We start from the raw sequence: 25,939 nt of genomic DNA, 5'->3' as shown, positions 1-25,939 counted from the left end.
TTTATTTATTTTTAGCTTCGTGCTCTTTTTCTATCTTTTCAATTTCTTCAGGTGTTACACTGACGATAGTTTTGCACTTAGGATAACCGCTGCAACCTAAAAATTTGCCGCGTTTGCTGCTGCGCAGTATCATGTTTTTACCGCACTTTTCGCACTTAATATCTGTCTCTACCGGGCCGGATGTGGCGACTTTTTGCCCCTCGGCGTTAATAGAAAATGTATTTTTACATTTGGGGAAAGCGCTGCATGCCATAAACTTGCCCCTGCGGCCGCTGCGTATTACCATGGGGCTGCCACACTTTTCGCAGACTTCATCGGTTGTTTCGGGCGCGGCCTTTTCACCGGATGATGATAAATTTATTTTACCTTTACATGTAGGATAAGTTGAACACGCAAGGTACTCGCCGTATCTGCTGCGGCGCACTACCATTGGGCTGGCGCAAAGCGGGCACTTTTCGTCCGACGGTTTGGGCGCGGCGCGTTCCATGCCTTTGTCCGCGGCGGCAAGGTCGCGTTTAAAGCCGTCGTAAAAACCGCCTATAACCTTAACCCAGTTAATATCGCCTTCGGCCACGTCGTCCAGCTTTTCTTCAATACCGGCTGTGTAAGAAAGGTCCATAATATCTTTAAAGAAACCTTTTAACTGGTCTGTTACCGTTGTGCCAAGCTCTGTTACCATAAGTTTATTGGTTTTGGGCTGGCGCATAATATATTTGCGGTCTATAATAGTTTTAATTGTAGGCGCATATGTGGACGGGCGGCCAATGCCGTGCTTTTCAAGCGTTTTGATTAAGCTGGCTTCGTTATAGTTTGGCGGCGGGGCCGTTTTGTGTGATTTAGTAATAATATCAATAAGATTAAGCTTGTCGCCTTCCTCAAGTATGGGCAGCAGCGCTGAACCTTCATCTTCGCTTTCTTCGGCCTCGTCATCTTTATATACGGAAAGGAAGCCCGGGAATTTAACCGTGCGGCCTGTGGCCCTTAAAATACAATCCGTCTTTTCGCCTGCTTCAATATCTACTGACACGGTGTTAAACACCGCGTCCGCCATTTGGCTGGAAATAAAACGTAACCAAATAAGCTCATAAAGTTTGTACTGGTCGGAGCTTAAGGCACTTTTAATTTCGGCCGGGGTTTTGTATACATCGGTAGGATGTATAGATTCGTGCGCTTCCTGCGCGCCTTTTACTTTACTTTTAAAAACGTTCGCGCTGGCGGGGGCATAGTCCGCGCCGTATTTGCCGGAAATAAACTTTTTGGCCTGCGCCTGCATGTCTTTTGATACGTTAAAAGAGTCCGTTCTCATATAGGTAATTAAACCTACTACTTCGCCGGCAATTTCAACGCCTTCGTAAAGAGACTGCGCCGTCATCATGGTTTTTTGTGAGGAAAAGCCGAGTTTATTGTAAGCGTCTTGCTGTAAAGAGCTGGTGATAAACGGCGGTTTAGCGCGCTGTTTAACTTCCTTCTTTTCAATTTTTGTTACCGTCAGCGGGCCTTTGCGCAGTAATGAATTTACCGGCGCTAGGTCTTCCGCTTTTTTAAATACTGTTGTTTTTACTTTGTAGTCTTCGGCAAACAGTTTATAGGTGGTAATAATTTCTGTATTTTTACCCTGCCATTTAAGCATACGCGCGTTAAACTTGGGCTGTACGCCGGCCTTTTCAACCTCGGCCGATAAAGAATAGTATTCTTCTTCTTTAAAATCTTCTATTTCTTTAGCGCGCTCGGCAAGTAACCTTACCGCAACGCTTTGCACTCTGCCGGCGGAAAGGCCGCCCGTAATCTTCTTCCAAAGAAGCGGCGAAAGTTTGTAGCCTACCAAACGGTCAAGCACGCGCCTCGCTTGCTGCGCGTCTACCAAATCTTTATTTATGCCTCTGGCATGGTCAAAACTGGCCTTAACCGCGCTTGGCGTAATTTCATGAAAAAATATACGTTTAATTTTTTCGGCCGGGATTTTTAAAAGTTCTACCAAATGCCACGCGATGGCTTCGCCCTCGCGGTCAGGGTCAGTGGCGAGGTAAACGTACTCAGATGCCTTGGCGGCTTTCTCAAGTTCGGTTACCATTTTTTTGGCTTTTTCCACGGGGACATATTTGGGCTGGAAATTATTTTTTTCGTCCACGCCTATTTCTTTAGAGGGCAAATCTCTAACATGCCCGAAAGAACTTCTTACAATATAATCGTTGCCTAAAATTTTGCTGATGGTTTTTTGTTTAGTGGGAGACTCTACAATAACCAGGTTTTTACCAGATGGTTTAACTGCTTTTGTTGTTTTTTTTGCTGTTGCCATTTTATATCATCCTTTTATTTCAAGGTTAAAATTTATTTTTACTGTATTTGCCGTCAATACAGGTAAGTACGCCTTTTATTTCCATATCAAAAAGTACTGTGGACGCTTCCTGTACGCTTACGCCCAGGTTTTCTATTATTTCATCTACCGTTACTTCCTCGCTTCCTACTACGCTTAAATAGCGTTTTTCTACTTCCGTTAAATTGTCAAATTCTTTTTTATTATCCTCTTGCAAGAAGTCTGTATCCAAACCAAAACGTTCTTCAAAGGGGATCATATCTATTATATCTTTGGTGTCAAGCAGCGCGTGCGCGCCGTCTCTTATAAGTTTATTGGTGCCGCCGCTTTGTATGCTGTCTATATTGCCGGGCACGGCTAAAATGTCTTTGCCCTGCTCTGCCGCCAGTTTTGCCGTTATCAAAGCGCCGGAGCGTTCTTTGCCTTCTATAATAACCACCACGCTGCCTAATGCCGATATTATCCTATTACGTCTTGGAAAATGAAAAGCGTGCGGAGGCTTGTTAAAAGGCAACTCCGATATTATACAGCCGCCATGCTCAAGTATGGCTGAGGCCAAAGCTCTGTTTTCCGCCGGGTAACAACGGCCTATGCCTGTGCCGACTACCGCCCAAGTGGGTTTCTTGTTAGCTACTGCCGCGGCGTGACATGCGCTGTCCACGCCCCTTGCCAAACCGCTTACCACTATACAACCCGCCTGTGAAATTTCCGACGCAAATTTATTGCAGCACCTTCTGCCGTAGGGCGTTATCATCCTGGTGCCTACCATGGATACACGCGGGCCGGTTTCCTTCATTTGGCCGCGTACATAAAGGACAAAGGGCGGGTCTTTAATCTCCGCCAGTTTAGCCGGGTAGCCGTCTTCACCCAAAAATAAAATTTCGCCGCCCGCGTTGCGAGTAAGTTCAACTTCTTCTTCCGCGTTAAGCGCGTGCGCGTCACGCAGTAAGTCTGCCGCCGTACCCGTACTTATGCCGCCTTGTTGTGCCAAAGTTGCAGCGCTTTGTTTAAGCACATCTTCGGCGGAACCAAATACGTCTATCATTCTCTCCGCCCAGTCCGTACGTAAATAGGTAAAAGCGTTTAGTTTGATTCTGGCTAATTTTTCTTTGTCTGAAATTGTCATTATATATCCGCCACGCCTTTACGGTCTAAGGGCCTGTATTGTAATACTTCTATAATATGCGCCTTGCTTATAGCTTCAGCGCCCTCAAGGTCCGCTATGGTGCGGGCTGTTTTTAAAATTTTATCAAGGCTTCTGGCTGAGAGGCCAAGCTTTTTCATAGCCGCCTCAAGTATAGCCCCGCCGCCCTCAGGCATAGGGCAAAACTTTTTTATTTCCGCCGTTGTCATAAAAGCATTGGCACGGGTTTTGGATTTACCAAAACGTTCTTTTTGCGTTTCTCTGGCCCGCATAACGCGCTCTTTTATTTGCGCGGAAGTTTCCCCTTCCGCCTTCTTTTCCCAGTCTTTAAATTCCACCGGGTTAAGGTTAACAGTTAAATCTATTCTGTCCAACAGCGGGCCTGAAATTTTTGCTCTGTAACGGTTAATCATAACAGGCGTACAAGTGCACTGTTTGTGCGGGTGGCCGTGGTTGCCGCACGGGCACGGATTCATGGCCGCTATCAAAGTAAACTGCGCAGGGTATGAAACACGCTCTCTTGCGCGCGCTATGGCTACGGTTCCCGTTTCCATAGGCTCTCTTAAAACTTCTAACGTCGCACGCCCAAACTCCGCGAACTCATCTAAAAATAATACGCCGTTGTGAGAGAGTGAAACCTCGCCGGGTCTTGGTTTAACTCCGCCGCCTATTAACGCGATGTCTGATATTGTGTGGTGCGGGTCTCTAAACGGGCGGTTGCCTATAATTTTACTTTCGCCAAGCATGTTTGACACTGAATAAATTTTGGTAATTTCCAATGCTTCACCGTGTGAAAGCGGCGGCAAAATGGTTGGGAAGCGTTTGGCAAGCATGCTTTTGCCTGTGCCGGGCAAACCTATCATAAGTATATTATGCCCGCCTGCCGCCGCTATTTCTAAAGCGCGTTTTGCAAGCGGTTGGTTTTTAACTTCGCTAAAATCGAACGGATAAATTTGCTCATCTACGCCAAACTCTGTATGTTCAACTTTAGGTAAAACAACTTCACCGTTAAGCCAGTCCGCAAGTTCTTTTAATGTGGCGGGTGTAACACAGTCGGCTTTAGCAAGCGACGCCTCTGCCGCGTTTGCCGGCGGTATAACGGCGGTTTTGCCGTTAAGCACGCTAAGCATGGGCAGCACGCCCGCGCACGCTCTTATACTGCCGTCTAAACCAAGCTCGCCTATAAAAACATAATTTGTCAAAGATTTTTTAGCCGCGTCAGTCAACTGGTCTGAGGCCGCCAAAATACCCACCGCTATGGGCAAGTCAAAACCCGTGCCGGACTTTTTAAGTTCCGCCGGGCTTAAATTTACCGTTATTCTTTTAGAGGGGAAGTCGAAACCGGAATTTCTGACAGCCGCCACCACACGGTCTTTAGCTTCTTTTACTTCAGTGTCAGGCAGGCCTACTACGGCCATGGTAGGCATGCCGGAAGCTATGTCAACCTCCACCTCAATGCCGTACCCTTCTACGCCGCGTACACCTGCCGTTAACACTTTTGAAAGCATATTAAATTAGTTTAAGAACAATATCTTTAGTTGTAACAACGTCAACGGTAAAGTTGGCGTTGAATTGCCTGATAATTTTGGCTACCAGCTCGTCCGACGTTTTGATATTTGCCTGAATTTCAAAATCAGCGTTAGAGTTATTGTAACGCACCAGGTTAAAATCTTCTATCTCTCTTAAATCTCTTAAAATATTTTGCACACTTTTAAGGCGCTCAATATTGTTAACATCTTTTATTTTAAGATTATAAGACCTGGCGGAATTTACCGCTGATTTAAGAGGTTCAAGTAAATCTTTTGTAGCCATATCGCACGCGGCGCTGATAGCTTTTTGCGCGGCTATAGATTCTACGCCGTCAAGCCCGCTCTGCTGGCTGGCGCTGGTGCCTATGACGCCATAGTTTTTGGTTGAAAGCAGCCTCATGTTAACGCTGGCTCTGTATGATTTAAACGGTGTGGTAATAGAACCAAGCGTTGTAATAGGCGCAGCGTTAACGTCGGCCAATATAATGTATCTGGCGCCGTCGTAACGGGCTTTATCTATTATGCTGACCGGGTCGTCAATGTTACTTTGGCTCAGGTTGTCGCCGTTCATAAGAGCGTAAGGCGAGTTACGCATAGCGCCGTAAATGGCCTGTTTACAATCCTGCTTTAAAGAGATTTCATCGTTAACAGATTCCTTAGAAGCTACCATTATATTAGTTTTTTTAATTAAAGTAGATTCGTCAGATTGTTTGATAATATTGCTGATGTCCGTAACAAGCACAAGCGCTTTAATTTGCGTGTACCACTGGTCGCCTTTGCGGTAAGAACTCATAACATAATACTTTCTTATAAAGCCGGCGCTTTTAGAAACTATTTGGCTTTGCACTACCTGGCTGTGGTCAACAGTTGTGCTGGCGGACACAAACACGCCGGCAACCTGCTCTACCGCTGCTTTTTGCGCGGCGGCAATGCCTTCTTTTTTCATGCTGTTAACGTCAACTTCATTGTACGGCACCATGCTGTCGGCCAGTACGTATTCGCCCTCGCCTTTGGGGCCTATTTGTAAATATTTACACGCGCTCATACCAAGCACTAATGTAAAAATAAATAAAACGCTTATAAACTTTTTCATTATTTCTCCAAATTATTTTACTTCTATATTAGCCGCTTTAAGCTTGGCCAAAGGTAAACGCATAACAACACTGCAGCCGCCGTCTGACAGGTACTCTGTCTCGTAAATTTCCATACCGGCAACCACGCCTTTAACAGTGTTTTCTATGGTGGAATTATCCGCCACGGCGTCTTTTATTCTTACGTTAGCGTAAACACCGTTACCGTAAATATATTCCGCGCCGCGCTGGTAGCCGTGGGCAATGGCGGCCTCGCGGCTCATGATTCTTTTTTGGGAATCTGTAGTGTGGGCGGGGTTAACCGCGCCGAAACCGCGCACCCAAAGATATTTGGAATCAACTTTAGTGTCGCTAAAGCTGGGCGCAATTTCCCCTTTTTTAACAGCTGAGCCAAGCCCGCCGCAGGCGGCCATAAACACTATGGCTAAAAGTAAAACTGTAAGTTTTTTCATTATTTTAATAACTCCGCTATGACTTTAACATATGTGCTGGGCGCTTTAATCTTTTCAAAGTTTATTATGCCGCAGCGTATTAACATAATCTCAAGCATGTGAGTGAGAATGTCATAAAAGTTTTCCCTCACAGACGGGTCGCACACGTCTACAGACGGGCCCAATATGACGGCGCCTTTAAGCTTTTTATTATCGCAAATATTGGCGATTTTAAAGGCGGAAGAAATGATGCTGGCCGGGTTGTAGGATGATTTTAAAGCCAGCTCATAGCTGCCCTTAATGCCAAGTTCCTTTGCTCTTTCACCTGTGGAATAGGCCATCCACTTCATCATGTTAGAATTATCTTGCGGGTAGAAGAAGCCGATTTTGCCCCACTCGCCGCGGCCAAAGTTAGGCACCTGCGTAACTTGTGAAAAATCTTTTACGCTTATGGCGGACTCTACGTCTTCGCCGGAAACGGCAAGCAGTTTTTCAAAAAGTACGGGGTAGGGCGGCGGCACTCTGCCTTCAGTGGAAAGCACATTAGACAAAACTTTAGCGCGTTTAATAGTGCGTGAAATCACGCTAAGAGACATGCCTCTAAAAAACTTTTCATTGTCTGTATCCGTAAGTTCAATATCATTATCTGACAACATTTTTTTGACAATTTTAGCGTGATTGGCGCCTGTGGCTACTTTAAGTTCACTTATCCAGCCCGCGTCAAGTTTAAAGTCGATAAGCTCTTCTAACTTTAACAAACTTTCCGGCGGATATTTTGACGTAATAACAATTTGCTTATTAGCCGCCAAAAAGCCGTTTAAAAACTTGGAGATATACTCTCTGTTTTGTTCATTAACAGCGGTTAAATGAATGTCGTCAATAAGTATAGCTTTAACACTCTTAATAAATTCTTCAAACTGCTCTATTTTACCCTCAACCACATAACGCTGTATACCGCGTGAAAAACGCACGCCGTTTGTCATAAAAATATTTTTCTGCCCGTATTTTTTAGATAAAGCGTAACCGATAGCGTTAAGAAAGTGGGTTTTACCAGTGCCCGTGCCGCCGTGCAAAACAAGCGGGTTATACAAATTGCCCGGGTTATCTATTACTGAAATAGCGGTGGCGTGCGCAAAACGGTTGGCGCCCGTTACCATAGACTCAAAAGTAAAGGTTGGCACTAAAGGCACTTCAAGCGGCCAGTTATGCTTTTCTCTATCGGCCAATTCTATGGAATGGTCTATTTTAGACTGTTCGGCTTTTCTCGCGCCGTAAAAAGAATGCTGCGTTTTTAAAGCATTAGCGTTAGGAGCAGAGGCGGCCGGCGGCGGTGGCGCCACGGGACCGGCAGGTTTGGGCGCGGCGGTGGCTTTTGGCGCCGGAGCGACTGGCGCGGCCGGGGTAACAGCGGGCGGCGGCGGAACAGCGGCCGCAGGTTCCGCTTCTTCTACAGAAATTGGCGGCGGGGCCGGTTTAGAAGGTTCTTGTTCAGACACATCTTCCGCCTCTATAACAGGCTGGACAGGCGGCAGAGGTTTGGCCTCTTCAACTTTAGGCGCCGCAGGAGCGGACGGTGCCGGGGCCTCGGGGGCGGCGGGAGGCTGGGGAATACCGCATTTGCCCTCAGCGGGCGCGGGCGGTTCAACAACAAACTCATCCGCATTGTCCTCTAAAATGTTTTGTTCGTCACTATTTAAAATATCTTTATTCTCTTCCATTTTCTCATCCCCGTTTAAACTAACGTCTCCCTTTTGATTCTCTGCTTCTTTAGTTGTTTCCGTAGTTATTTCTTCTTTTTCCGGGCCGTCGTTGCCCGGCGGCTGGTCTTCAGCCGGCCCGCCGGAAGTGTCAATACTTTCCGGTGGCGGCATACTTAGGCCAAGCGTGGTGCTAAGGTCCATTTTCAATTCAGATTTTTCATGCAAAGTGTTTTCTTCTGACGGTGGCGGCGGGGTGTTTGCGCCAAGAGTAGTGCTTAGCCCGGGGGCGCCGTCAACAACTCCGTCCGCGTCCAAGTCCAAGTGCTGCGGGCCTGTAACCGTTTTTAAAGTTTCTTCTAAAAATGTTCTGGCTATACGCGCGGTATTTTCATTTTCGATATGCGCGTCCTCCACGTTTTCGTAATCAACCGTCTCCTCAGGCGCGGCGGACTCTAGCAGGTTTTCCCCACGCTCCGCCGGGGCGTCATTAATATCCCCCTTTAAAAGCTGCCTGGTATAATCATTTTCATCTTCTTTTACCTCAACAGCGGGAGCGGGCCGGGCAGGAGACTCATCTTCTTTATTTTTAGATAAATCAGATTCATAGCCCTTTTGAAATTTTTCAAAAAAATCCTGGTCTTCCATAGAACCGCTTTCTATTTCTTCAAAACTGTCAAACGGGTTTAAAAAAGTAGCTTTTGTTTTTTCCGCTTCTGCGGCCTGTAAAGCGGCGGCGTCTTCCACCGTTTGGGGCGCGTCTGCTTTTTTAGGCTCTTCTTCAGCAGGCTCCTCTTTTACTTCAGGCGCGGAAGATTCTTCAATTTTTTCTTTAGCAGGTTCTTCTTCTTTTTCTTCCGCCGGGGCTTCAACCGTTTTTGCTTCCTCAGCCGCGGGCTCCTGCGGTTTAGGTTCTTCTTTTTGCTGCGCGTGCCCGGCCTCTTCAGAGTCTACTGAAACTGTTTTCTTCACCACATTTTTTTCTCTTTCTTTTTCAGCGGCTTGACTGAAAATTAAATCAAAAGGGTCAACCGCGTGTTCTTCCGCCCTGGGGTCTTTGGGCGCGGCGGAGCCGTCAAAAACATTAAAAGTAGTTTTAGCGGCGTCGTTAAGAAAAATTTCTTCTACGTTTTTTCCCTCGTCTTTTTTATCCTCACCGGGCTGTAAAGGCGCCTGGTCAAGGCCTGTGGTGGCGTACATATCCAAAACTGTTTTAGCGGCTAAAATATCCTCAAGACTGGCGCCCTTTTCAGCCTTTAAAGGCACCGCGTCATCGTCGTCACCCAATTTAACGGCGCGGTTTTGTCTGCCGGCGTTAACCTTACCCAAAATAGCGTCTATTTTGGGGCTTAAGTCAGACTCTGAACCCGGCGCGGTATTGGTTATATTATCCATTTTACCCGCGGTATTTAATGTGTCTTCACCTATACCCGCGGCCTCGGTCTTGTCCTGCTCATCAAAGTCATAGTTTACGTCGTATTCTGTATCAGGTTCTTCTTCCTGCACGGGCACTGGGGGACGGTCGTCTATAAACAAGCTTTTTTGGTCAAATATTTCAGTTGTGGGAACAGATTCTTTTTCTACAGGTTTATCGTCTTTAACAGAAACAAGACCCAAGCCCTCTAAATTAAGGTCAAAGGATGTAATTTGGTCCAGTTGCGTCCTGTCCGCAAAGGGGTTGTACTCTTCGTCGCGGGCAATTTCTATGCCTGTTAACTCAAGCGGGTCCTCTTTCTTACCCGCAGCGGCGTTTTCAAGATTGGCAGGAGTAAACGGAATAACTTTTTTACTCTGTTCAACCACTTCAGCAATGGCTATTTTTATTTTGGACAGAGAATCCGGGTCATACGCGGTTAAATCTAAACGGTAATTGTAAGGCGGGATACTTGTTTGCACAGGGTCTTTGCTAAACCCCTGCAGCTTTTTAGCCGCGAGTTTAGCGTCGGTCATATTCCCCTGGAGGAATAAAACCATAACACCCTCTACATTTTTAATATCCCACTTCTCAATCATAAACTTTCCATTATTGTTACACCGGAGCTGGTGCCTATTCTTGTGGCGCCGGCTTCAACCATTTTTTTAAGCGTTTCTAAGTCTCTTACTCCGCCTGAGGCCTTTACCTGCATGCCCTCTTTTATGTTAGCGGCCATAAGTTTAACGTCTTCCACCGTGGCGCCGCCATTTGCAAAACCCGTGGAGGTTTTTACAAAATCCGCGCCTGCGCATGACGCAAGTTCGCACGCTTTTATTTTTTCTTCATTTGTTAAAAGTGTGGTTTCTAAAATAACTTTTAAGACAAAGTTGTTGCCAAGGTCTCTTATAAGTTTAATATCGTGGTACACGTCCTCGTTAAGGCCGCTTTTAAGAGCGCCTATATTAATAACCATGTCCACTTCCTGCGCGCCATTTTTAACAGCGTTAGCGGCCTCAAACACTTTAACATCCGTTGTGTTGGCCCCTAAGGGAAAACCTATTACGGTACATACTTTAACGTCTGTACCTTTAAGTTCTTCCGCGCAAAATTTAACCCAGTACGGGTTAACGCAAACGGAAGCGAAGTCAAACTTCTTTGCCTCGGCGCAGAGTTGGGCAATTTCCTCTTTTGTAGCGCCGGGGCGAAGTAAAGTATGGTCTATTAATTTAGCTATGTTCATATTAGTTATAGTTTATAATTCTGATAAACTGTTCCGCCACAAGTGACTGGCCGCCTACAAGCGCGCCGTCCACGTCCGCGCCCGCCATAATGGCGTCTACGTTGTCTGTTTTAACGCTGCCGCCGTAAACTATTCTTACGGATTGGGCGTAACCTTCGCTGTATGTTTTGGTAAGGTACGCTCTGATAGCGGCGTGCACTTCTTGGGCTTGCTCGGGCGTGGCTGTTTTGCCTGTGCCGATGGCCCAGACAGGTTCGTAAGCTATTACCATGGTTGAAAGCTGCTCGGCGGTGAAACCTTTAAGGCCGTTTTCAAGCTGGCCTTCTATAACGGCAAGCGTTTTGTCCGCTTCGCGTTCTTCAAGTGTTTCGCCTACGCAAAATACGGGTACTAAACCGTGCTTAAGGGCGGCGGCTACTTTTTTGTTAAGTATGGCGTCGGTGTCGCCAAAAAGGCTGCGTCTTTCGCTGTGGCCGATTATAACGTGCGTGGCTCCGGCGTCTTTAATTTGTGACGGGGAAACAGCGCTTGTAAAAGCGCCTTTTTCTTCATAGTGCACGTCCTGCGCGGCTACTAAAACTTTTGACCCTTTTACGGCCTGCGCAACGGCGGCAAGACTGGTGTAGGAGGGGGCTATCATAATGTCGGCGTTATTTTTGTTTTCTTTAGCTTCCGCTATGGCTTTGGCCAGGGCGGCAGACTCCGCTATAGTATTGTGCATTTTCCAGTTGCCTGATATGAAGGGTGTTCTCTTTGTCATTTTACAAGACCTCTTAAATAAAAGTTTTTTACATATATAGTATAAATATATATATTTATATTATCATTATATGCAGTAAAATGGAAAGATTTCTTTTAAAACCGTTGTTTATCCACGTTAAAATACTAATTGGTTATAGTTATAAATTTTCAAAGCATAAGGCGGGCGCCTTTTAGCGTCCGCCTTAATATAAGCCATAGAAACCGGTTTTTATTTTTTTGTTTTAACGACAACCCCATTTTTGGGGCAGGTTTTGGTTACACGGCAAACATCGCATTTGGGCTTTCTGGCATCGCACACTTTGCGCCCGTGCCATACAAAAGCGTTGCCCACCCATATCCAGTCAGATTTGGGGATTTTCTTCATTAAATCTTTTTCTACTTTTACGGGGTCTGTATTTTTGGTAAAACCTAAGCGGAAGCTGACACGCTTAACATGAGTGTCCACCACAACCCCCTCACTAATGCCAAAATGGTCTGCCAAAACAACATTTGCCGTCTTACGCGCCACACCTTTTAGTGTAAGCAGATCCGCCATATTGCCGGGCACCTCGCCGCCAAAGTTAGCTGTTAATATTTGCGCTGTGGCAATAATATTACTGGCTTTGGCACGGTAAAATCCCGTGGAATGTATTATTTTTTCTACATCTTCCTGTTTAGCTTTAGCCATTTTTTGCGGGGTAGGAAATTTGGCAAAAAGATGCGGGGTAACCATGTTTACGCGCGCGTCTGTGCACTGCGCGGAAAGTATGACTGATACCAGTAACTCAAAAGCATTTTTATGCGTAAGCGCTGTTTTGGTAGCGGGGTAATCTTTTTTTAAATCTTTTATCACTTGCAATATTTGAGCTTCTTTAAGTAACACTTAATTCCCCCTTGGCCCCGGCGTCTAAATACATTTTTAAAGGTTCGGGTAAGACGCTTTTTTTAATACTCTGGGCAAAGCCCTTTTCCACGGCGTCGTAAATAATTAAGTCCTCATAAGCGGCGCCCATGGCAGCGCGTAAAATGCGTAAGCTTCTGTCGTTAAAAGTGGCAAAGCCCGAATATGTGTGCGCCACTTTACCCGTGCTTATTTTGATGTAAGAAGAATCGAACGATACTATGCCGGCAAGCTCCCCGGTGTTTGTCATAACGCCGGAACCTGATACGCCTTTTTTAGAGCCAAAATTTCTGGTCATTAAAATTCTGTCGTCTTTTAAAAAGTAAGATGGGTTTTTGGTGCCTGCGGCGTCACGCGCGTAGTCGCCCGATACTTTTACTTCTCTATCCGCGCCGTCAAGCGTAATTAAAGTTAACACTCTGTTTAACCTGTAAAAATTATTTTTAAAAGAAATCATCGGCAATTCTTTTACGCTGCCCATTCTGCGTTTAACGCGGCTTACAATATTTTCAGCATTAGGCGCGTTAAGCAAAAAATTTCTGCCGTCATAATAACGCTTAACTTTTGTATTAAAAAAGAAAACCGTCCCCATCGGGTTAAACTTTAAAACCGCTACGTCTGAGGCGCGCTGCCCGGCGTAAGGCGTGTCTACAAAACCGGACTCGTAAAAAACCGTTTGATTGTCTGCCGTATTATTTATATAAGTAAAAATTTCGTATGAAGGCGTGGTATGCAAAACAACTTTTATGCTGCAGCCGTTGTCGCACGCGCCGGCCACGCAGTGCGCCGCGGTTAAAAAATAATTTTGGTGCACGCGCACAGCCTGGCACTTCTTTTCTTGGTTGGGCGATACTCGTACGCGGATGTCGTAGGTGTTGCTAAAATCATCTTCCTGTGTATATGCGTCTGTCCCGGTTACGCTTATAAAACTGACTTCCGCATATACCGGGACGCTAAATAAAACTAAAAGTAAAACTAACAATTTTTTTAAGTTCATTATTATTGGTTGGATTTATAAATATCCCAATTACCCGCCGTGGCTACCTTTTCGCCCATAAAAATTTCGTCGCAGGCGTTTCTGTCATGTAAGGTGGTTTCTTCCATACAATACTCTTCGCCTTTGTAAAAGAATAAGCCGTAACCTCTGAAATAACCGTTGTTTTTTATTGCGACTATATTTTCATACAGCATTTCGTTGGGGTTGGAGGAAATAACATAATCATAATTTTTCATGGTGCCTTGCCCGTCGGGGAATGCCTCCAGGTTGCCGTAGTTGGACGTTGTTAAAGTAAAAGCGCTGTAAGTTCTGTCAAAGTTTTTAAAGGCGCGCATTTTCTTTTCAAGCGTGGCTTCTGATATTGACTGCATATCTCTAACCCTTTTTAGCACGGTCATAGGCTCCGCCGCGCGGGTCTTCTCTATCGCTTTAATATAATACGGCATGGCGGCAGCCGCCAAAATGCCTATAATTATTACAACAACCATTAACTCTATAAGAGTAAAACCTCTTTTATTTCTCATCATTTCCCCTTGGCAATTAGATTATACCCATCTCCTTGCCCACTTTTTTGTAAGCGGCTACAGCATGTTCTAAATCTTCTATGGTGTGGCCGGCGGTAATAATATTGCGCAGCCTCTCTTTGCCTTTACCAACCGTAGGAAACCCTATGGAAAGAGCGAAAACGCCCTCTTCAAATAAGCGTTGGCTGAACTCTATGGCTTTTTTGGTGTCGCGCACCATAACGGGCGTTATCGGCGTTTCGGATTTGTTTATATCAAAACCCGCTTTAATAATTTCCTCTTTAAAAAATTTAGTATTGTCCCAAAGTTTTTTAAGCCTTTCAGGTTCATTATAAATAACGTCCAGCCCGGCTAAACATGTTGCAATAACACTTGGCGGATGGGAGCTGGAAAATAAAAACGGCCTGGCTGTAGAAACCATATAATCACGTAATTTCTGAGAGCCGGCAACATAACCGCCTATCGTGGCAAAAGCCTTTGAAAGCGTGCCTATCTGTATGTCCACACGGCCTTTTAAATCAAAATGGTCCACGGTGCCCCTGCCCTGACGGCCAAGCACGCCGCTTGAGTGCGCGTCGTCCACCATGATAATGGTGTCGTACTTTTCACAAAGTTCTACAATTTCAGGTAAAGGCGCTATGTCGCCGTCCATACTGAAAACGCCGTCTGTTACCAGCATTCTGCGTCTTGCCTTTCTTACTTCGGGGCTTTCTAAAATTTCTTTAAGGTGGGCCATGTCGCAGTGCCTGTAAACTTTTTTAAAAGCTTTAGACAGGCGCCCGCCGTCTATGATAGAGGCGTGGTTAAGTTCGTCTGAGATAAGCACGTCTTCGGGGCTGGTCATAAGGCTTTGGCAGGTTGCTGTGTTGGACGTAAAGCCTGATTGTATTACCAGCGAGGCCTCGGTGCCTTTAAATTCCGCAAGTCTCTGTTCCAGTTCCTCATGCAGTGACGTTGTGCCGATAATTGTGCGCACAGCCGCCGTGCCTATGCCGTACTTCATGGTAGCGTCGGCCGCTGCCTGCTTAACTTTGGGGTGCGTGGTTAAATTAAGGTAATTGTTAGACGTTAAGTTAACAACTTTTTTACCGTCAATTACCGCCACAGGCGCTTGTTCTGACTCTAAAATGTGCAACTTAATAAACCTGTTTTCTTCCTTTAACTGCGCTATTTCGCCGTCTAAAAAGTTAAGTCTGTTGTTCATATTTTCCTCTAAGGCACCATAATTACTTTGCCGCACTTTCTTTCGGGGTCCATCATGGTGGCAAAAGCTTGTTCAAAATCTTTCATTTCAAATGTATGCGTTATAACAGGCGTAGGGTCAATGGCGCCGCTGCGAAGCAAACTGTCCATTTGGTGCCAGCTTTTAAATATTTTACGCCCTGTAACGCCCTCTACTTTAACGCCTTTAAATACAATATCATTCGAGTAGTCCAGTGTCAACGGCGCGCCGGGCAAGCCAAACGCCGTAAAACGGCCAGCGGGCTTAGCGGCTTTAAGGCCCAGGTTAATAGCGTCGGGGTGGCCGGACATTTCTAAAATTACGTCAATGCCGCTGGGGTCAGAAGAGGCGGAAATTATTTTTCTGAGTAAATCGCCCTCTTGCGGGTCAAATATCATATCGGCGCCCATTTGCTCGGCCATTTCTTTGCGGAACTGTGAGCCTTCCATAGCAAGCACCTTGCCCGCGCCGCAGGCTTTGGCTATTTGTATGGCAAAAAGGCCTTGCGGGCCGCAGCCCGTTACCAACACGTCTTTCCCGGCGATTTCATCTGCCAAGGTGGCAAAAACCGCGTTGCCAAGCGGCTCAAAAATAGAGCCTATTTCTTTAAACTTGTCGTCTTTGTGCTTCCACGCCACGCGGGCGGGGATAGCGGCATACTCTGCAAAACCGCCCTGGCTGTCCAACCCTATGACTTTCATGTTGGAGCAAACATAATTTTGGTCATTTTGGCACTGGTAGCAGTGCCCGCAAAAAACGTGTGATTCTACTGAAATAAAGTCGCCTTTTTTAAGCGTTTCTACGCCGGGGCCTATTTCTACCACTTCACCGCAAAGCTCGTGCCCGAAGACGAAGGGGATAGGTATTCTTCTGGGGGCCCAACCGCTGTAGTTGTAAACCGGGATATCGCTGCCGCAAATTGATGTTTTGTAAATTTTTATAAGGACTTCGTCGTGCTTGATTACGGGGACGTCTACGTCTATATACTCAACGCCTTTTTCAGGTTTTGTTTTGCAAAGTGCTTTCATAAAGTGGCTCCTTTAAAACGCCTTAGCAATATTCTATATTATTTTTAAAATTTTTAAAGGGATATATGATTATTATATAGCGCCCCCCATTTTATCCCCTCGCCCCATCGGGTGATAGCGTAGCATGCATATATAAAAATGCGGAGAGCGTGAGCGAAGCGAGCGGGTGAGGGGGAATGCGCACAAATATTATGCTGTAAAGCTTATGTTAAAAATCTAATTTTATAACCCCAGCAGCACCCTCACCTGCTTTTTTGCAGCCGCTATGCGGCAAACAACGCAAAAAAACTTCCTCTCCCCTAAGAGGGAGAGGAGATAAGGCGTATATAAAAACTGAAAATAGCTTACTGTTCTTTTAACTTTTTTAGTCTTTCTTTGATATTTTTTTCTTTGCCCATTTCTGTGGGCTCGTAAAACTTTTTGGGCTTTGGCATGTATTCCTGCTTAACGTAATGGTTAGGGTAATCATGCGCGTATTTGTAACCCTCGTTTTTAAAGCCTGAGCGTAAATGCGCGGGCACACGGCGGGCAATGCCTGTACGCACCTCTTCAAAAGCGGCGTCTATGGCCAAATAACTAGCGTTGGATTTAGGCGCGGCGGCCACGTAAATAGCGGCCTGGGCAAGCGGGATACGCACCTCCGGCATGCCAAGAACCTCGGCCGATTTAAAGGCCGCCTCGGCCACCATAATGGCGGCGGGTTCGGCGTTGCCAACGTCCTCGCTGGCGCAAATTAAAATGCGGCGGGCTATAAAGCGCGGGTCCTCGCCGGACTCTAACATTCTTGCCAGCCAGTATACGGCAGCATCCGGGTCAGAGCCTCTCATAGATTTTATAAAGGCGGAGATAATATCGTAGTGTTCGTCGCCTTTTTTATCATAATTAAGATGGCGCTTTTGTATGCACTCTTTAGCAATATCCAGCGTAATGTTTACTACGCCTTTTTTGTCTTTATCAGTTGTTAAAAGAGCCAGTTCTATGGCGTTTAATAAACGCCTGGCGTCGCCGTTGGCCTGGGTTATTAAAAATTCTTTGGCGTCTTTGTCTATTGCGGCGTTTTCAAGCTTTAGTACGCGGGTTAAAATTTGTTCAAAATCTACAGCGGCAAGCGGTTTAAACTCGAAAATGGAAAAGCGGGAAAGCAGCGCGGAATTGATGTAAAAATAGGGGTTTTCGGTAGTTAAACCTATTAAAATAATGTCACCGCGCTCAACTGAGGGCAGCAGTACGTCTTGCTGCGTTTTATTAAAATGGTGTATTTCATCCAGCAGCAAAAGTGTGCGCTTTTCAAGGAATGTATCGTTACGCCTTTCTTTAGCTTCTTCTATTACTTTTTTAACGTCGCCTACGCCGGCGGCCGCCGCGTTAAGCTCTACGGTAACGGCCTCGGTTTTAGAAGCTATGTAACGGGCCAGCGCGGTTTTCCCGCAGCCCGGCGGGCCAAAAAACACCGCTGACTTAATAGTGTCAGACTCCACCAGACGGCGCAACATTTTGCCCGGGCCAATGATATGCTTTTGCCCGGCAAACTCGTCTAAATTTTTGGGCGCCATACGCGCCGCTAAAGGCATCTGTTTTTCTTCCATAAATTATTTAGAAACTTTTATTGTTGGTGTTGCGTTATTATGCATGTTAAGAAAAGATTTGTTTATCTCATCCACTTTTTTTAAAGTCATTTCACCCATTTGGGTGCCTGTTAAATTATGATATTTTTCGCCAAGTTCTTTGGTATGTGTCATAGCGGCGTCAAAATATATTTTGCCGTTGCTGCGGTCAAGTACGCCATTATCTATAATTTTTCCTAAAATAAGACTTACCACAACGCACCTTTCATTAGCAGCCGCGATAACATCGCCCATATCACTTAACCTATTTTCAAAATCTTTTGGGGTAGGATTACCGTCAAAAGTTCCCAGAAAAACATTAAAAACATAGTCTTTGGCGGGAAGTATTTTTTTATCAACATCCGCCATGCACATGGTACCAAACTTCTGCGGCAAAACCCCCATATCTTCAAAACCCACATCCATAGCGTGTCTGGCAATTTTTTCTTTAATATCAAAAGTTATAAAAGAATTTAATACCTTATCAAAATTATCGTCAACAGCTTTTTGTTTGGCAAAATATTCCTTTTCTAAAGCAAGAGCCTTTTTTCTCAGCTCTTTACCTGTTATGGTTGTGCCCGCCTCGGCAACTACCGATTTCGTAAAATTTTTTACATTTTCTTTAGTTTTAGCGCAGGCTTTATTATGGGCGGCCATGCCGTATTTTCTTAAAAATTCGACGTATTCTATTTCTGTGTAGTATTTTTTATAATCCCAGGTATTTGTTTTTCTTGAGGCAAAAGACGGACAATTTTCCATGTATCTGTCTTTATATTTACTATGGTAGAAATCATTTTTACTCATATATTCCACAGTAATACGTTTTTTTTCTTCTGTCGTAACAGCAGCGGAAGTTTTGTTTATAATTTTATACATAAACGGTTTGGGGCGGTAAATATAGCCTAGTGTTACCAAAAGAACTACAAACAAAACAATCAGTATTAAGAAAAATACTCCCAGCCTGATAAAGAATTTTTTCATTTCCTCTCCTATTTAGTTGGCAAGGTGTGTGACAGGGTGGATTGTAATTTTAAAATAATTTCGTCTATTCTGTGCTGCTCTTCCTGGCGTTTGGCGCCGTCGTCTGAACCTTTTAAATATACTTCGGCGGCAAACTCCATGGCCGCCATTATGGCAAGCTTAAGAGTGTCAACACTGCCGGTATTGTCAGAAATACGCTGCATGCGGTCTTCCACCATAGTTACCAGCGTGGCTATCTCCATAGGCTCTACGCCAGTTATAGCCACCTCTAAAGGTATTCTGCGTACAGAAACTTCTATGCCTTTTTTTGCCATAATTTTACCTTTTATAAATTTTCCTCTCCCTCTTAGGGGGTAGCGTAGCATGCAGATATCAAGCTGTAGAGGAAGCGAGTGTATACGAGCAGGTGAGGGTGATGCACACAAATATGTGCTGTTATAAAATAAAGTGCCTTTATGAATAAAAGCTGTAGCACCCTCACCTTACTCCTCTCCCCTAAGAGGGAGAGGAAAAATTATTACCCTTTTAATTCTTTTTCTACTTTGGACTGAAGTTTTTTAAGTTGAGCAAGAGTGTTTTTTTTCCAGTCGCGAAGCTCGCGGGCTTCGTCTTCTATTTCACGCAGTCTGTTAATTTGCCCGTCAACGGTACGCAAACGGTTTTTAAGCGTGGAGTTCTCTTCCTCCAAACCGGTTAACCTGGCCGTTGCCTGCGATACAAGCAGTTCTAACTGTTTTATTTTCTCTTGCATAATATTAATATAAAAATTATAGGAAGGGGTTCTAAAATCCCCTCCCTATAATATACAAATTTTAAGCTTATTTTTTACTTTCTAAGTTCCGCGCCCAGCGCCGCTATGGCGGACACTATTTTATTCATATTATCCTCCACCTCTGCGTCTTTAAGAGTACGGTCCATCAGCCAGAAAGCAAAGTTAAGTGTTACGCTTTTTTTACCCGCCGGCACGTTACTGCCGTGGTAAACGTCCATTAAACTGTAAGACATTTGTGCCCACGCGCCGCTGCCCTTTATAGCGTTTTCTATTTGGCTATAGGCAACGTTCTCATCAATAATAAAAGAATAGTCTCTATATGATGACGGAAACTGCGCCACTGCCTGGGCAGGTTTGAAATCCTGCGCGTTAAACTTTTTCTCAAGCGGTTTTATGGCAAGTGAAAACACAAAGATCTCGTCATTCTTAAGGCCATATGCTTTTGCCGTTAACGGGTGTAATTTGCCCGCAAACCCGCAGGCTTTACCGTCAAGCAGCACATCCACACACACCTTGGGGTGCATGTAAACAGGCGCTTTGGCCGCCGGGGCGAATGTTACGCCCGGCATATCTTTAAGCAGTTCCTCTACCATGCCTTTAATAAAGTAAAAATCAGCCTGTGCGGGCTTTTGCGCGGCAAAATACTGTTGCTGAACATTACCGCACGCTGCGCCGGCAATCGTCCAGTTTTCAGCCGGGAAACCTTTGGCCAAAAGATATTCTTTGCCTGATTCAAAAAATTTGTAATCTGCCGTGCTTCTGCTTTGGTTAAAGGCGGCGTTTTTAAGCAGGCCCGCAAGCAAAGTGGGGCGCATATACTGCCAATCCTCGTTAAGCGGGTTGGCAATTTCTATAGCCTGCTCTTTTGTAAAACCAAAATTATTTAAATCACGTTCAGACAAAAAGTCGAAGTTCTTACATTCGCAAAACCCGGCCCCGATAAGTTTGGCGGCAAACTGCGTAGCAATATCCACATTTTTAGGGTTTTCGGCAAACGCCACACTGGCGCGGGTACCTGCAACGGGTATGTTTTCATAACCGTTAAAGCGGGCGGCTTCCTCGGCCATGTCCCATTTATGGTTAAGGTCGCGGCGGTGCGCGGGCGAGACAAACGTCCACGGCGTAAGGTTGGAATCAAAGCTGCCAAGCGCGTTAAAAATATCTTTAAGCTTAGCGTCCGGTATTTCCATACCGAGGATTTTAGCTATATCCTGCGGAGTAAATGAAACCACGGGGTTTGTGTAGGGCGCGGGGTAATTGTCCTGCGCGTGCGCGGCGGTGCCGCCGCAGATTTCTTGCACTAAATTGGTAGCCCTGTTAAGCGCGGTTGCTGTTATAGAAATATCCGCGCCGCGTTCAAAACGCTGGCTGGCCTCGCTGGAAAGGCCGTACTTTTTAACAGTTTTATTTATTGTGGGCGGGTTAAAATAGGCCGCTTCTATAAATAAATCTTTAGTGTCATCTTTTATACCGCTGCCCAGGCCCCCCATTACGCCAGCCAGACAAAGCGGTTTTTCTTTGTCGGCAATCATAAGGTCGCCTGAGTTAAGCGTAAGCTTGGTGCCGTCTAAAATTTCAAAAGCCTCGCCTTCAGCCGCTTGGCGGATAATAACGTCGCCGTTAATATCATTCAAATCAAAAAAGTGCAGCGGCAGGCCAATGTCATAGAGCACATAGTTGCTGATATCAACCAAAGCATTTTTGGGGTTTACGCCCATAGCGGTTAAACGTTCCTGCATCCAGGCGGGTGACTGCGGGTTTGCCACGCCGCGTACCGCGCGGCTGGTGTAGCGGTGGCAGTTTTCGCTTTCTATTATTGTTTTGGGGGAGTCGCCAGACTCTGTAACAGGTTTTAAAGCTACAGGTTTAAGCGGTGTGTTAAGCGCGATGCTTAACTCTCTTGCTACGCCTAGGTGTGACAAAAGGTCGGGCCTGTTAGAGGTAATTTCAAGTTCAAAAATATAGTCCGCTTTGCCGTAAAGGCTGCTGACGTCCGTGCCCGGTTTAATAGACTGGTCTAAATGTAAAATACCTTTGGCACGGGTTGCGGTAAGACCAAGCTCGTCGCTGGAGCAAATCATACCGTCTGATTTTACGCCGCGTATCTCGGCCGCTTTAAGCACGTTTGTACCCAGCCTGCTGCCCTCGCGCGCTAAAGGCACTATAATGCCTACTTCTAAATTTTGCGCGCCGCAAACAACTTTTTTTACTTCTGTACCATTGTCTAATTCTACAAGAGAAAGTTTGTCGGCGTTGGGATGTCGGTCAATTTTTAAAATTTTGGCGGCAAGCACATTTTCAAAATCCGCGCCGCGTTTTTCTACCGACGCTATTTCTATGCCTAATGCGCCAAGCTTGGCGGACAGTTCTTCCGCCGTTAAATTAATGTCTATATAATCTTTTAACCAAGAGTAAAGTATCTTCATTTATTTTCCTAAAACTGCTTTAAAATCCTTAAATCATTTTCATAAAACGCTCTAATATCTTTAATATTAAGCATTAACATGGCCAGGCGCTCAACACCCATGCCAAAAGCGTAACCACTGTAAACTTCCGGGTCTATGCCCACATTGCGCAGCACATTGGGGTGCACCATGCCGGCGCCAAGCATCTCTTTCCAGCCGGTACCTTTGCAGAAAGCGCAAGGCGAGTTGCCGTCGCAAAGTACGCATTTTACGTCAACTTCAACGCTGGGCTCTGTAAACGGGAAAAATGACGGACGGAATTTAACTTCCGCTTTGTTACCGAACAAGCCTTTCATAAATGCGGTCAAGTCGCTCTTAAGGTCAGCCATAGTAACGTTTTTATCCACGTACAAACCTTCTATCTGGTGAAACACCGGGCTGTGCGAGGCGTCTATATCGTCTTTTCTAAACACTCTGCCGGGCGACATAATGCGCAGCGGCGGTTTATTCTTTTCCATATAACGCACCTGCACGTTAGAGGTATGCGTGCGCAGCACCATGCCCTTTTTGGCGGAGTTGGCTATAAAAAGTGTGTCCTGCACGTCGCGCGCGGGGTGGTTTTGCGGAATGTTAAGAAAGTCAAAATTATATTTTTCTTCTTCAATCTGCGGCCCTTCTGTCCATACAAAGCCGAGTTTGGAAAGCACCGTTGTCATGCGTTCTAAGGCTATTGTAAGCGGGTGGCTGTGGCCGCCCGTTACAGGCGTGCCCGGCAGAGTAAGATCAATGTTAGTTTTGTTAAGCTCTTCGTTTAATTTGGCCGATGCCAGTTCAGCCTCTTTAGCGTCAAAGGCGGACTCTAAAGTTTTTTTAAGGTCATTACCCAGCGGGCCGGCGACCTTTTTTTCTTCTATGCTAAAGTCTTTCAGGTTTTTAAGAAGTTCAGTAAGAACGCCTTTGCGGCCTAAGGAGGCAACTCTGGCGGTTTCTAATGCTTCAAGCGTTGTTGTTTTAGAAATAATATCAACATACTCCGCCGCCACGGCGGAGCATTTTTCTTTCCATTCGTTTAAGTTCATATAGTCCTATCTGTAATTTGTGAATTGCAAGTCTAAACCCGCGTCGTTTGCTTTAAGCAGGGCCATTGTTGCCTGCAAGTCGTCTTTAGACTTAGACGTTATTCTAAGCTGGTCGCCCTGTATAGAGGCGTTTACTTTCATTTTAGCGTCTTTTATTGTTTTAACAAGTTCTTTTGCTTTGTCTGATGGTATACCCTGCTGTACTTTAACAGACATTTTGGCGGTGCCGCCAAGGGCGCTTTCCACAGTGCCGGGCTTAAAATTTTTAAGGCCTATGCCGCGTTTTGACATGCGGGTAAGCAAAATGTCGTAAAGCGATTTTACCTTGAAGTCATCGGCCGAGGAAAGCTTTATTTCATTATCCTTAGCGTTGTATTCCATGGTGGAATTTGAGTCTTTAAAATCGTACCTGTTTACAATTTCTTTTAAAGCAACGGCTATTGATTCCTCAATAAGGCTGTTTTCTATTTTTGAAACTACGTCAAAGCTGTAATCTGCCATATTAAATCTCCTAAATTATATTTATGCTGCTGATTTTTTTGCGGCCGGCTCCCTAAAAAACACCATAAACAGCACCGCTATTACTAAGGCGTATATTGCAAAGCTAAGCCATATGCCGTGCCAGTCCTTCATATTGCCGTGCGTGAAGAAAGCGTCTATCACTATACCGCTGATAAAGCTGCCCGCTACCGCGCCCAGGCCGTTGGTGGCCATCATAAAAAGCCCTTGCGCGCTGGAGCGCATTTTAGGCTCGACCGCGTTGTCCATATATAAAGAACCTGAGATATTAAAGAAGTCAAAAGCCATACCGTAAATGATGCAGGACATTATGATCATCCAAAATCTGCCAACAGGGTCGGCGTAGGCAAACAGGCCAAAGCGCAGCACCCACGCTATCATGCTGATAAGCATAACCTTTTTAATACCAAAACGTTTTAAGAAGAACGGTATGGTTAAAATAAACACAGTTTCCGATATTTGCGAAATAGACATTATGATTGTGGAGAATCTTACCACGTAAGAGTTGGCGTAGGCGGGTATTTTGCTGAAATCGTCTAAAAACACGTCGCCGTACATATTGGTAAGCTGCAGCGCCGCGCCTAAGAAAACGGAGAACAATAAGAATAATGCCAGCTGCCTGTTTTTAAGTAAGGCAAAAGCGTCCAAACCAAGAGCCTGAGCAATTGTTTTTTTATTACCGTCGTTTGTTGGCGGGCAAGCGGGCAAGGTAAAAGCGTATGCGCCAAGTATAAAAGCGGCCGTTGCGGCTATATAAAACTGGTTTGGGGATGCCTTGTTGCCTGATAAGTTAACAATCCACATAGCGGCGATAAAACCTATTGTGCCAAATACGCGTATCGGCGGGAAGGCCTTAACAATATCAAGCCCTTCTTTTTTAAGCACTGTGTATGCGATAGAGTTGGAAAGAGCGAGCGTAGGCATATAAAAGAACATTGCTAAAAGTATACCCCAGAAAAATATTGTAGGGTCAGTCACCATAGGCATACAGGTAAGAGTCGCGCCGCCAAGTATGTGCAGTATACCGTATAAACGTTCCGCGTTTACTTTTCTGTCGGCCAGCATACCCATAAGGGCGGGCATAAAAAGCGATGAAATACCCATTGTTGAAAACACCAATCCAAACTGCGCACCTGACCAGCCTTTTGTTCCAAACCAATAGTTTGCTATTGTAATAAGCCAAGAACCCCATATAAAAAACTGCAGGAAGTTCATTACCGTAAGACGCATCTTTATGCTCATATATAACCGCCTCTTGTCTAGTTTATTGTTAATTTTAACGCGCAGGCACATGCCTGTAAAATATATAATATCAAATCTTGCACAATATGGCACCCCCGTGTAAAATGGGGGGAGGCTATAAAAAGCGTCTAATTTCCATCTTTTTATTTAAAAGAAAATTTGTTATAATAGTTTTACAGTTAAATTTTAGCGCCTGTAGCTCAGTTGGTTAGAGCAGCCGACTCATAATCGGCGGGTCGCAGGTTCAAGTCCTGCCGGGCGCAGTATATAAATTGCCGCTTTTTTAAGCGGCAATTTATTTAATATAATCAAAATGTAGGGCAAAAGCAGTTGCTGTATAATACGGGGCATGGCTCAATTGGCTAGAGCGCTCGCTTTGGGAGCGAGAGGTTCCCAGTTCAAGTCTGGGTGCCCCGATTTTTATTTTGAGAAATAGTTTTACGTTGGGACACAAGTGTTATGTTCGACTTGGGAACCTCAAAAAGCGAGGCAAACTTGCCGAGCGTATCAATAGGTAGAGGACGAAAGTTTTTCTCGTCCCAGTTCAAGTCTGGGTGCCCCGATTTTTATTTTGAAAATTAGCTTTAGTTTGGGACACAAGTGTTATGTTCGACTTGGGAACCTCAAAAAGCGAGGCAAACTTGCCGAGCGTATCAATAGGTAGAGGACGAAAGTTTTTCTCGTCCCAGTTCAAGTCTGGGTGCCCCGATTTTTATTTGATAAATAATTTTAGTTTTGGCTTGAGACCCTCACGCTCCTACGTCGCTGAGGGAACGGCATTTAATATATAAGGCTCCCAAGCTTGTGTAACAATAAGTGCTGTTATGCCGTTTTTGCTTCTGCCCCGCAGTCAAGGAGAGGCAATATATAAAGTTTTTAAGGGTATTTTTTGAATTCTGTTTGAGTAAAAAATTTATAGGTTGCCGTACTACAACAAATTTTTTACGAGTTATTCAAAAACCCTTAAAACACCTTGCTCGACCATGGCGGGGCGAGGTTTTTGATTACTTTTTTACGATAAAAAAAGTAATTCGCGCTCAAAGCGCGAAACTATGAACCATATT

The 25,939-nt window shown here is 45.2% G+C and carries 21 protein-coding genes and 2 tRNA genes; 2 read left to right on the top strand and 21 right to left on the bottom strand.

From position 1 onward, the window contains the following. Position 1: 1 nt before the first annotated feature. The 21 genes from topA to AAIR98_RS02155 form a co-directional block, all read right to left on the bottom strand. On the bottom strand, positions 2 to 2,296 hold the full coding sequence (gene topA / locus AAIR98_RS02255; RefSeq protein WP_423970625.1) for a type I DNA topoisomerase: 2,295 nt from the start codon (positions 2,294 to 2,296) through the stop codon (positions 2 to 4). Between the two features lie 25 nt (positions 2,297 to 2,321). After that, on the bottom strand, positions 2,322 to 3,440 hold the full coding sequence (gene dprA / locus AAIR98_RS02250) for a DNA-processing protein DprA (RefSeq protein ID WP_423970624.1): 1,119 nt from the start codon (positions 3,438 to 3,440) through the stop codon (positions 2,322 to 2,324). Then, complete coding sequence (locus AAIR98_RS02245; RefSeq protein WP_423970623.1) at positions 3,440 to 4,966, bottom strand: YifB family Mg chelatase-like AAA ATPase; 1,527 nt, start codon at positions 4,964 to 4,966, stop codon at positions 3,440 to 3,442. Before AAIR98_RS02245 ends, dprA begins: the two co-directional genes overlap by 1 nt. Before the next feature lies 1 nt (position 4,967). After that, a complete protein-coding gene (locus AAIR98_RS02240) occupies positions 4,968 to 6,080 on the bottom strand; it encodes a hypothetical protein (RefSeq protein ID WP_423970622.1) in 1,113 nt (370 codons plus the stop codon). A gap of 12 nt (positions 6,081 to 6,092) precedes the next feature. Next, the gene (locus AAIR98_RS02235; RefSeq protein ID WP_423970621.1) at positions 6,093 to 6,530 is read right to left on the bottom strand and encodes an LPP20 family lipoprotein; all 438 of its coding nucleotides are present in this window, start codon (positions 6,528 to 6,530) and stop codon (positions 6,093 to 6,095) included. Then, positions 6,530 to 10,219 carry a DnaA ATPase domain-containing protein gene (locus AAIR98_RS02230; RefSeq protein ID WP_423970620.1) on the bottom strand — a complete coding sequence of 1,230 codons (3,690 nt, stop codon included), beginning with the start codon at positions 10,217 to 10,219 and terminating at the stop codon, positions 6,530 to 6,532. The genes AAIR98_RS02235 and AAIR98_RS02230 overlap by 1 nt, the downstream gene beginning before the upstream one ends. Beyond that, a complete protein-coding gene (gene deoC, locus AAIR98_RS02225) occupies positions 10,216 to 10,860 on the bottom strand; it encodes a deoxyribose-phosphate aldolase (protein WP_423970619.1) in 645 nt (214 codons plus the stop codon). The genes AAIR98_RS02230 and deoC overlap by 4 nt, the downstream gene beginning before the upstream one ends. A gap of 1 nt (position 10,861) precedes the next feature. After that, positions 10,862 to 11,620: a triose-phosphate isomerase gene (tpiA, locus tag AAIR98_RS02220; protein WP_423970618.1), complete on the bottom strand. Its 759-nt coding sequence runs from the start codon at positions 11,618 to 11,620 to the stop codon at positions 10,862 to 10,864. Positions 11,621 to 11,830: 210 nt separating this feature from the next. Beyond that, complete coding sequence (nth, locus tag AAIR98_RS02215) at positions 11,831 to 12,484, bottom strand: endonuclease III (RefSeq protein ID WP_423970617.1); 654 nt, start codon at positions 12,482 to 12,484, stop codon at positions 11,831 to 11,833. Further along, positions 12,474 to 13,499, bottom strand: a complete 1,026-nt coding sequence (locus AAIR98_RS02210) for a trypsin-like serine protease (RefSeq protein ID WP_423970616.1) — start codon at positions 13,497 to 13,499, stop codon at positions 12,474 to 12,476. The genes nth and AAIR98_RS02210 overlap by 11 nt, the downstream gene beginning before the upstream one ends. Before the next feature lie 2 nt (positions 13,500 to 13,501). Beyond that, positions 13,502 to 14,023: a type IV pilin protein gene (locus AAIR98_RS02205; RefSeq protein WP_423970615.1), complete on the bottom strand. Its 522-nt coding sequence runs from the start codon at positions 14,021 to 14,023 to the stop codon at positions 13,502 to 13,504. Between the two features lie 16 nt (positions 14,024 to 14,039). Further along, the gene (locus tag AAIR98_RS02200; RefSeq protein WP_423970614.1) at positions 14,040 to 15,227 is read right to left on the bottom strand and encodes a glycine C-acetyltransferase; all 1,188 of its coding nucleotides are present in this window, start codon (positions 15,225 to 15,227) and stop codon (positions 14,040 to 14,042) included. Between the two features lie 8 nt (positions 15,228 to 15,235). After that, a complete protein-coding gene (tdh, locus tag AAIR98_RS02195; RefSeq protein ID WP_423970613.1) occupies positions 15,236 to 16,273 on the bottom strand; it encodes an L-threonine 3-dehydrogenase in 1,038 nt (345 codons plus the stop codon). Positions 16,274 to 16,617: 344 nt separating this feature from the next. Continuing rightward, positions 16,618 to 17,859, bottom strand: coding sequence for a replication-associated recombination protein A (locus tag AAIR98_RS02190; protein WP_423970612.1), 1,242 nt, complete (start codon positions 17,857 to 17,859; stop codon positions 16,618 to 16,620). Between the two features lie 3 nt (positions 17,860 to 17,862). After that, a complete protein-coding gene (locus tag AAIR98_RS02185; protein ID WP_423970611.1) occupies positions 17,863 to 18,858 on the bottom strand; it encodes a hypothetical protein in 996 nt (331 codons plus the stop codon). Positions 18,859 to 18,866: 8 nt separating this feature from the next. After that, positions 18,867 to 19,172 (bottom strand): cell division protein ZapA, encoded by a 306-nt coding sequence (gene zapA, locus AAIR98_RS02180; RefSeq protein ID WP_423970610.1) that lies wholly within the window; start codon positions 19,170 to 19,172, stop codon positions 18,867 to 18,869. Between the two features lie 203 nt (positions 19,173 to 19,375). Then, on the bottom strand, positions 19,376 to 19,609 hold the full coding sequence (locus AAIR98_RS02175; protein ID WP_423970609.1) for a hypothetical protein: 234 nt from the start codon (positions 19,607 to 19,609) through the stop codon (positions 19,376 to 19,378). Positions 19,610 to 19,683: 74 nt separating this feature from the next. Continuing rightward, positions 19,684 to 22,056 carry a phenylalanine--tRNA ligase subunit beta gene (pheT, locus tag AAIR98_RS02170; protein WP_423970608.1) on the bottom strand — a complete coding sequence of 791 codons (2,373 nt, stop codon included), beginning with the start codon at positions 22,054 to 22,056 and terminating at the stop codon, positions 19,684 to 19,686. 8 nt (positions 22,057 to 22,064) lie between these two features. Further along, complete coding sequence (gene pheS / locus AAIR98_RS02165; protein ID WP_423970607.1) at positions 22,065 to 23,114, bottom strand: phenylalanine--tRNA ligase subunit alpha; 1,050 nt, start codon at positions 23,112 to 23,114, stop codon at positions 22,065 to 22,067. Positions 23,115 to 23,120: 6 nt separating this feature from the next. Beyond that, complete coding sequence (locus AAIR98_RS02160) at positions 23,121 to 23,615, bottom strand: YajQ family cyclic di-GMP-binding protein (RefSeq protein ID WP_423970606.1); 495 nt, start codon at positions 23,613 to 23,615, stop codon at positions 23,121 to 23,123. Between the two features lie 21 nt (positions 23,616 to 23,636). Continuing rightward, positions 23,637 to 24,875: a nucleoside permease gene (locus AAIR98_RS02155; RefSeq protein WP_423970605.1), complete on the bottom strand. Its 1,239-nt coding sequence runs from the start codon at positions 24,873 to 24,875 to the stop codon at positions 23,637 to 23,639. Between the two features lie 189 nt (positions 24,876 to 25,064). Here AAIR98_RS02155 and AAIR98_RS02150 point away from each other — a divergent pair. Together AAIR98_RS02150 and AAIR98_RS02145 are read left to right on the top strand one after the other, a co-directional pair. Further along, positions 25,065 to 25,138 (top strand) — tRNA-Ile (locus AAIR98_RS02150). Positions 25,139 to 25,218: 80 nt separating this feature from the next. After that, a tRNA-Pro gene (locus AAIR98_RS02145) sits at positions 25,219 to 25,292 on the top strand. The last annotated feature ends 647 nt before the right edge of the window (positions 25,293 to 25,939 follow it).

It is taken from the genome of Elusimicrobium simillimum, assembly GCF_049639735.1.
In the GTDB taxonomy this organism is placed as follows: Bacteria; Elusimicrobiota; Elusimicrobia; order Elusimicrobiales; family Elusimicrobiaceae; genus Elusimicrobium; species Elusimicrobium simillimum.
Note: the sequence above shows the minus strand (reverse complement) of the source record. Positions and strands in the feature narration are given on the sequence as shown.

What these genes read in the sequence shown, in the direction of transcription:
- AAIR98_RS02155 (WP_423970605.1), bottom strand. Translation starts at nt 24,875, where the DNA reads ATGAGCATAAAGATGCGTCTTACGGTAATGAACTTCCTGCAGTTTTTT.
- pheT (WP_423970608.1), bottom strand. Translation starts at nt 22,056, where the DNA reads ATGAAGATACTTTACTCTTGGTTAAAAGATTATATAGACATTAATTTA.
- AAIR98_RS02230 (WP_423970620.1), bottom strand. Translation starts at nt 10,219, where the DNA reads ATGATTGAGAAGTGGGATATTAAAAATGTAGAGGGTGTTATGGTTTTA.
- AAIR98_RS02235 (WP_423970621.1), bottom strand. Translation starts at nt 6,530, where the DNA reads ATGAAAAAACTTACAGTTTTACTTTTAGCCATAGTGTTTATGGCCGCC.
- AAIR98_RS02200 (WP_423970614.1), bottom strand. Translation starts at nt 15,227, where the DNA reads ATGAACAACAGACTTAACTTTTTAGACGGCGAAATAGCGCAGTTAAAG.
- AAIR98_RS02245 (WP_423970623.1), bottom strand. Translation starts at nt 4,966, where the DNA reads ATGCTTTCAAAAGTGTTAACGGCAGGTGTACGCGGCGTAGAAGGGTAC.
- deoC (WP_423970619.1), bottom strand. Translation starts at nt 10,860, where the DNA reads ATGAACATAGCTAAATTAATAGACCATACTTTACTTCGCCCCGGCGCT.
- tpiA (WP_423970618.1), bottom strand. Translation starts at nt 11,620, where the DNA reads ATGACAAAGAGAACACCCTTCATATCAGGCAACTGGAAAATGCACAAT.
- AAIR98_RS02190 (WP_423970612.1), bottom strand. Translation starts at nt 17,859, where the DNA reads ATGGAAGAAAAACAGATGCCTTTAGCGGCGCGTATGGCGCCCAAAAAT.
- AAIR98_RS02185 (WP_423970611.1), bottom strand. Translation starts at nt 18,858, where the DNA reads ATGAAAAAATTCTTTATCAGGCTGGGAGTATTTTTCTTAATACTGATT.
- zapA (WP_423970610.1), bottom strand. Translation starts at nt 19,172, where the DNA reads ATGGCAAAAAAAGGCATAGAAGTTTCTGTACGCAGAATACCTTTAGAG.
- dprA (WP_423970624.1), bottom strand. Translation starts at nt 3,440, where the DNA reads ATGACAATTTCAGACAAAGAAAAATTAGCCAGAATCAAACTAAACGCT.
- AAIR98_RS02240 (WP_423970622.1), bottom strand. Translation starts at nt 6,080, where the DNA reads ATGAAAAAGTTTATAAGCGTTTTATTTATTTTTACATTAGTGCTTGGT.
- AAIR98_RS02210 (WP_423970616.1), bottom strand. Translation starts at nt 13,499, where the DNA reads ATGAACTTAAAAAAATTGTTAGTTTTACTTTTAGTTTTATTTAGCGTC.
- AAIR98_RS02160 (WP_423970606.1), bottom strand. Translation starts at nt 23,615, where the DNA reads ATGGCAGATTACAGCTTTGACGTAGTTTCAAAAATAGAAAACAGCCTT.
- pheS (WP_423970607.1), bottom strand. Translation starts at nt 23,114, where the DNA reads ATGAACTTAAACGAATGGAAAGAAAAATGCTCCGCCGTGGCGGCGGAG.
- AAIR98_RS02205 (WP_423970615.1), bottom strand. Translation starts at nt 14,023, where the DNA reads ATGAGAAATAAAAGAGGTTTTACTCTTATAGAGTTAATGGTTGTTGTA.
- topA (WP_423970625.1), bottom strand. Translation starts at nt 2,296, where the DNA reads ATGGCAACAGCAAAAAAAACAACAAAAGCAGTTAAACCATCTGGTAAA.
- AAIR98_RS02175 (WP_423970609.1), bottom strand. Translation starts at nt 19,609, where the DNA reads ATGCAAGAGAAAATAAAACAGTTAGAACTGCTTGTATCGCAGGCAACG.
- tdh (WP_423970613.1), bottom strand. Translation starts at nt 16,273, where the DNA reads ATGAAAGCACTTTGCAAAACAAAACCTGAAAAAGGCGTTGAGTATATA.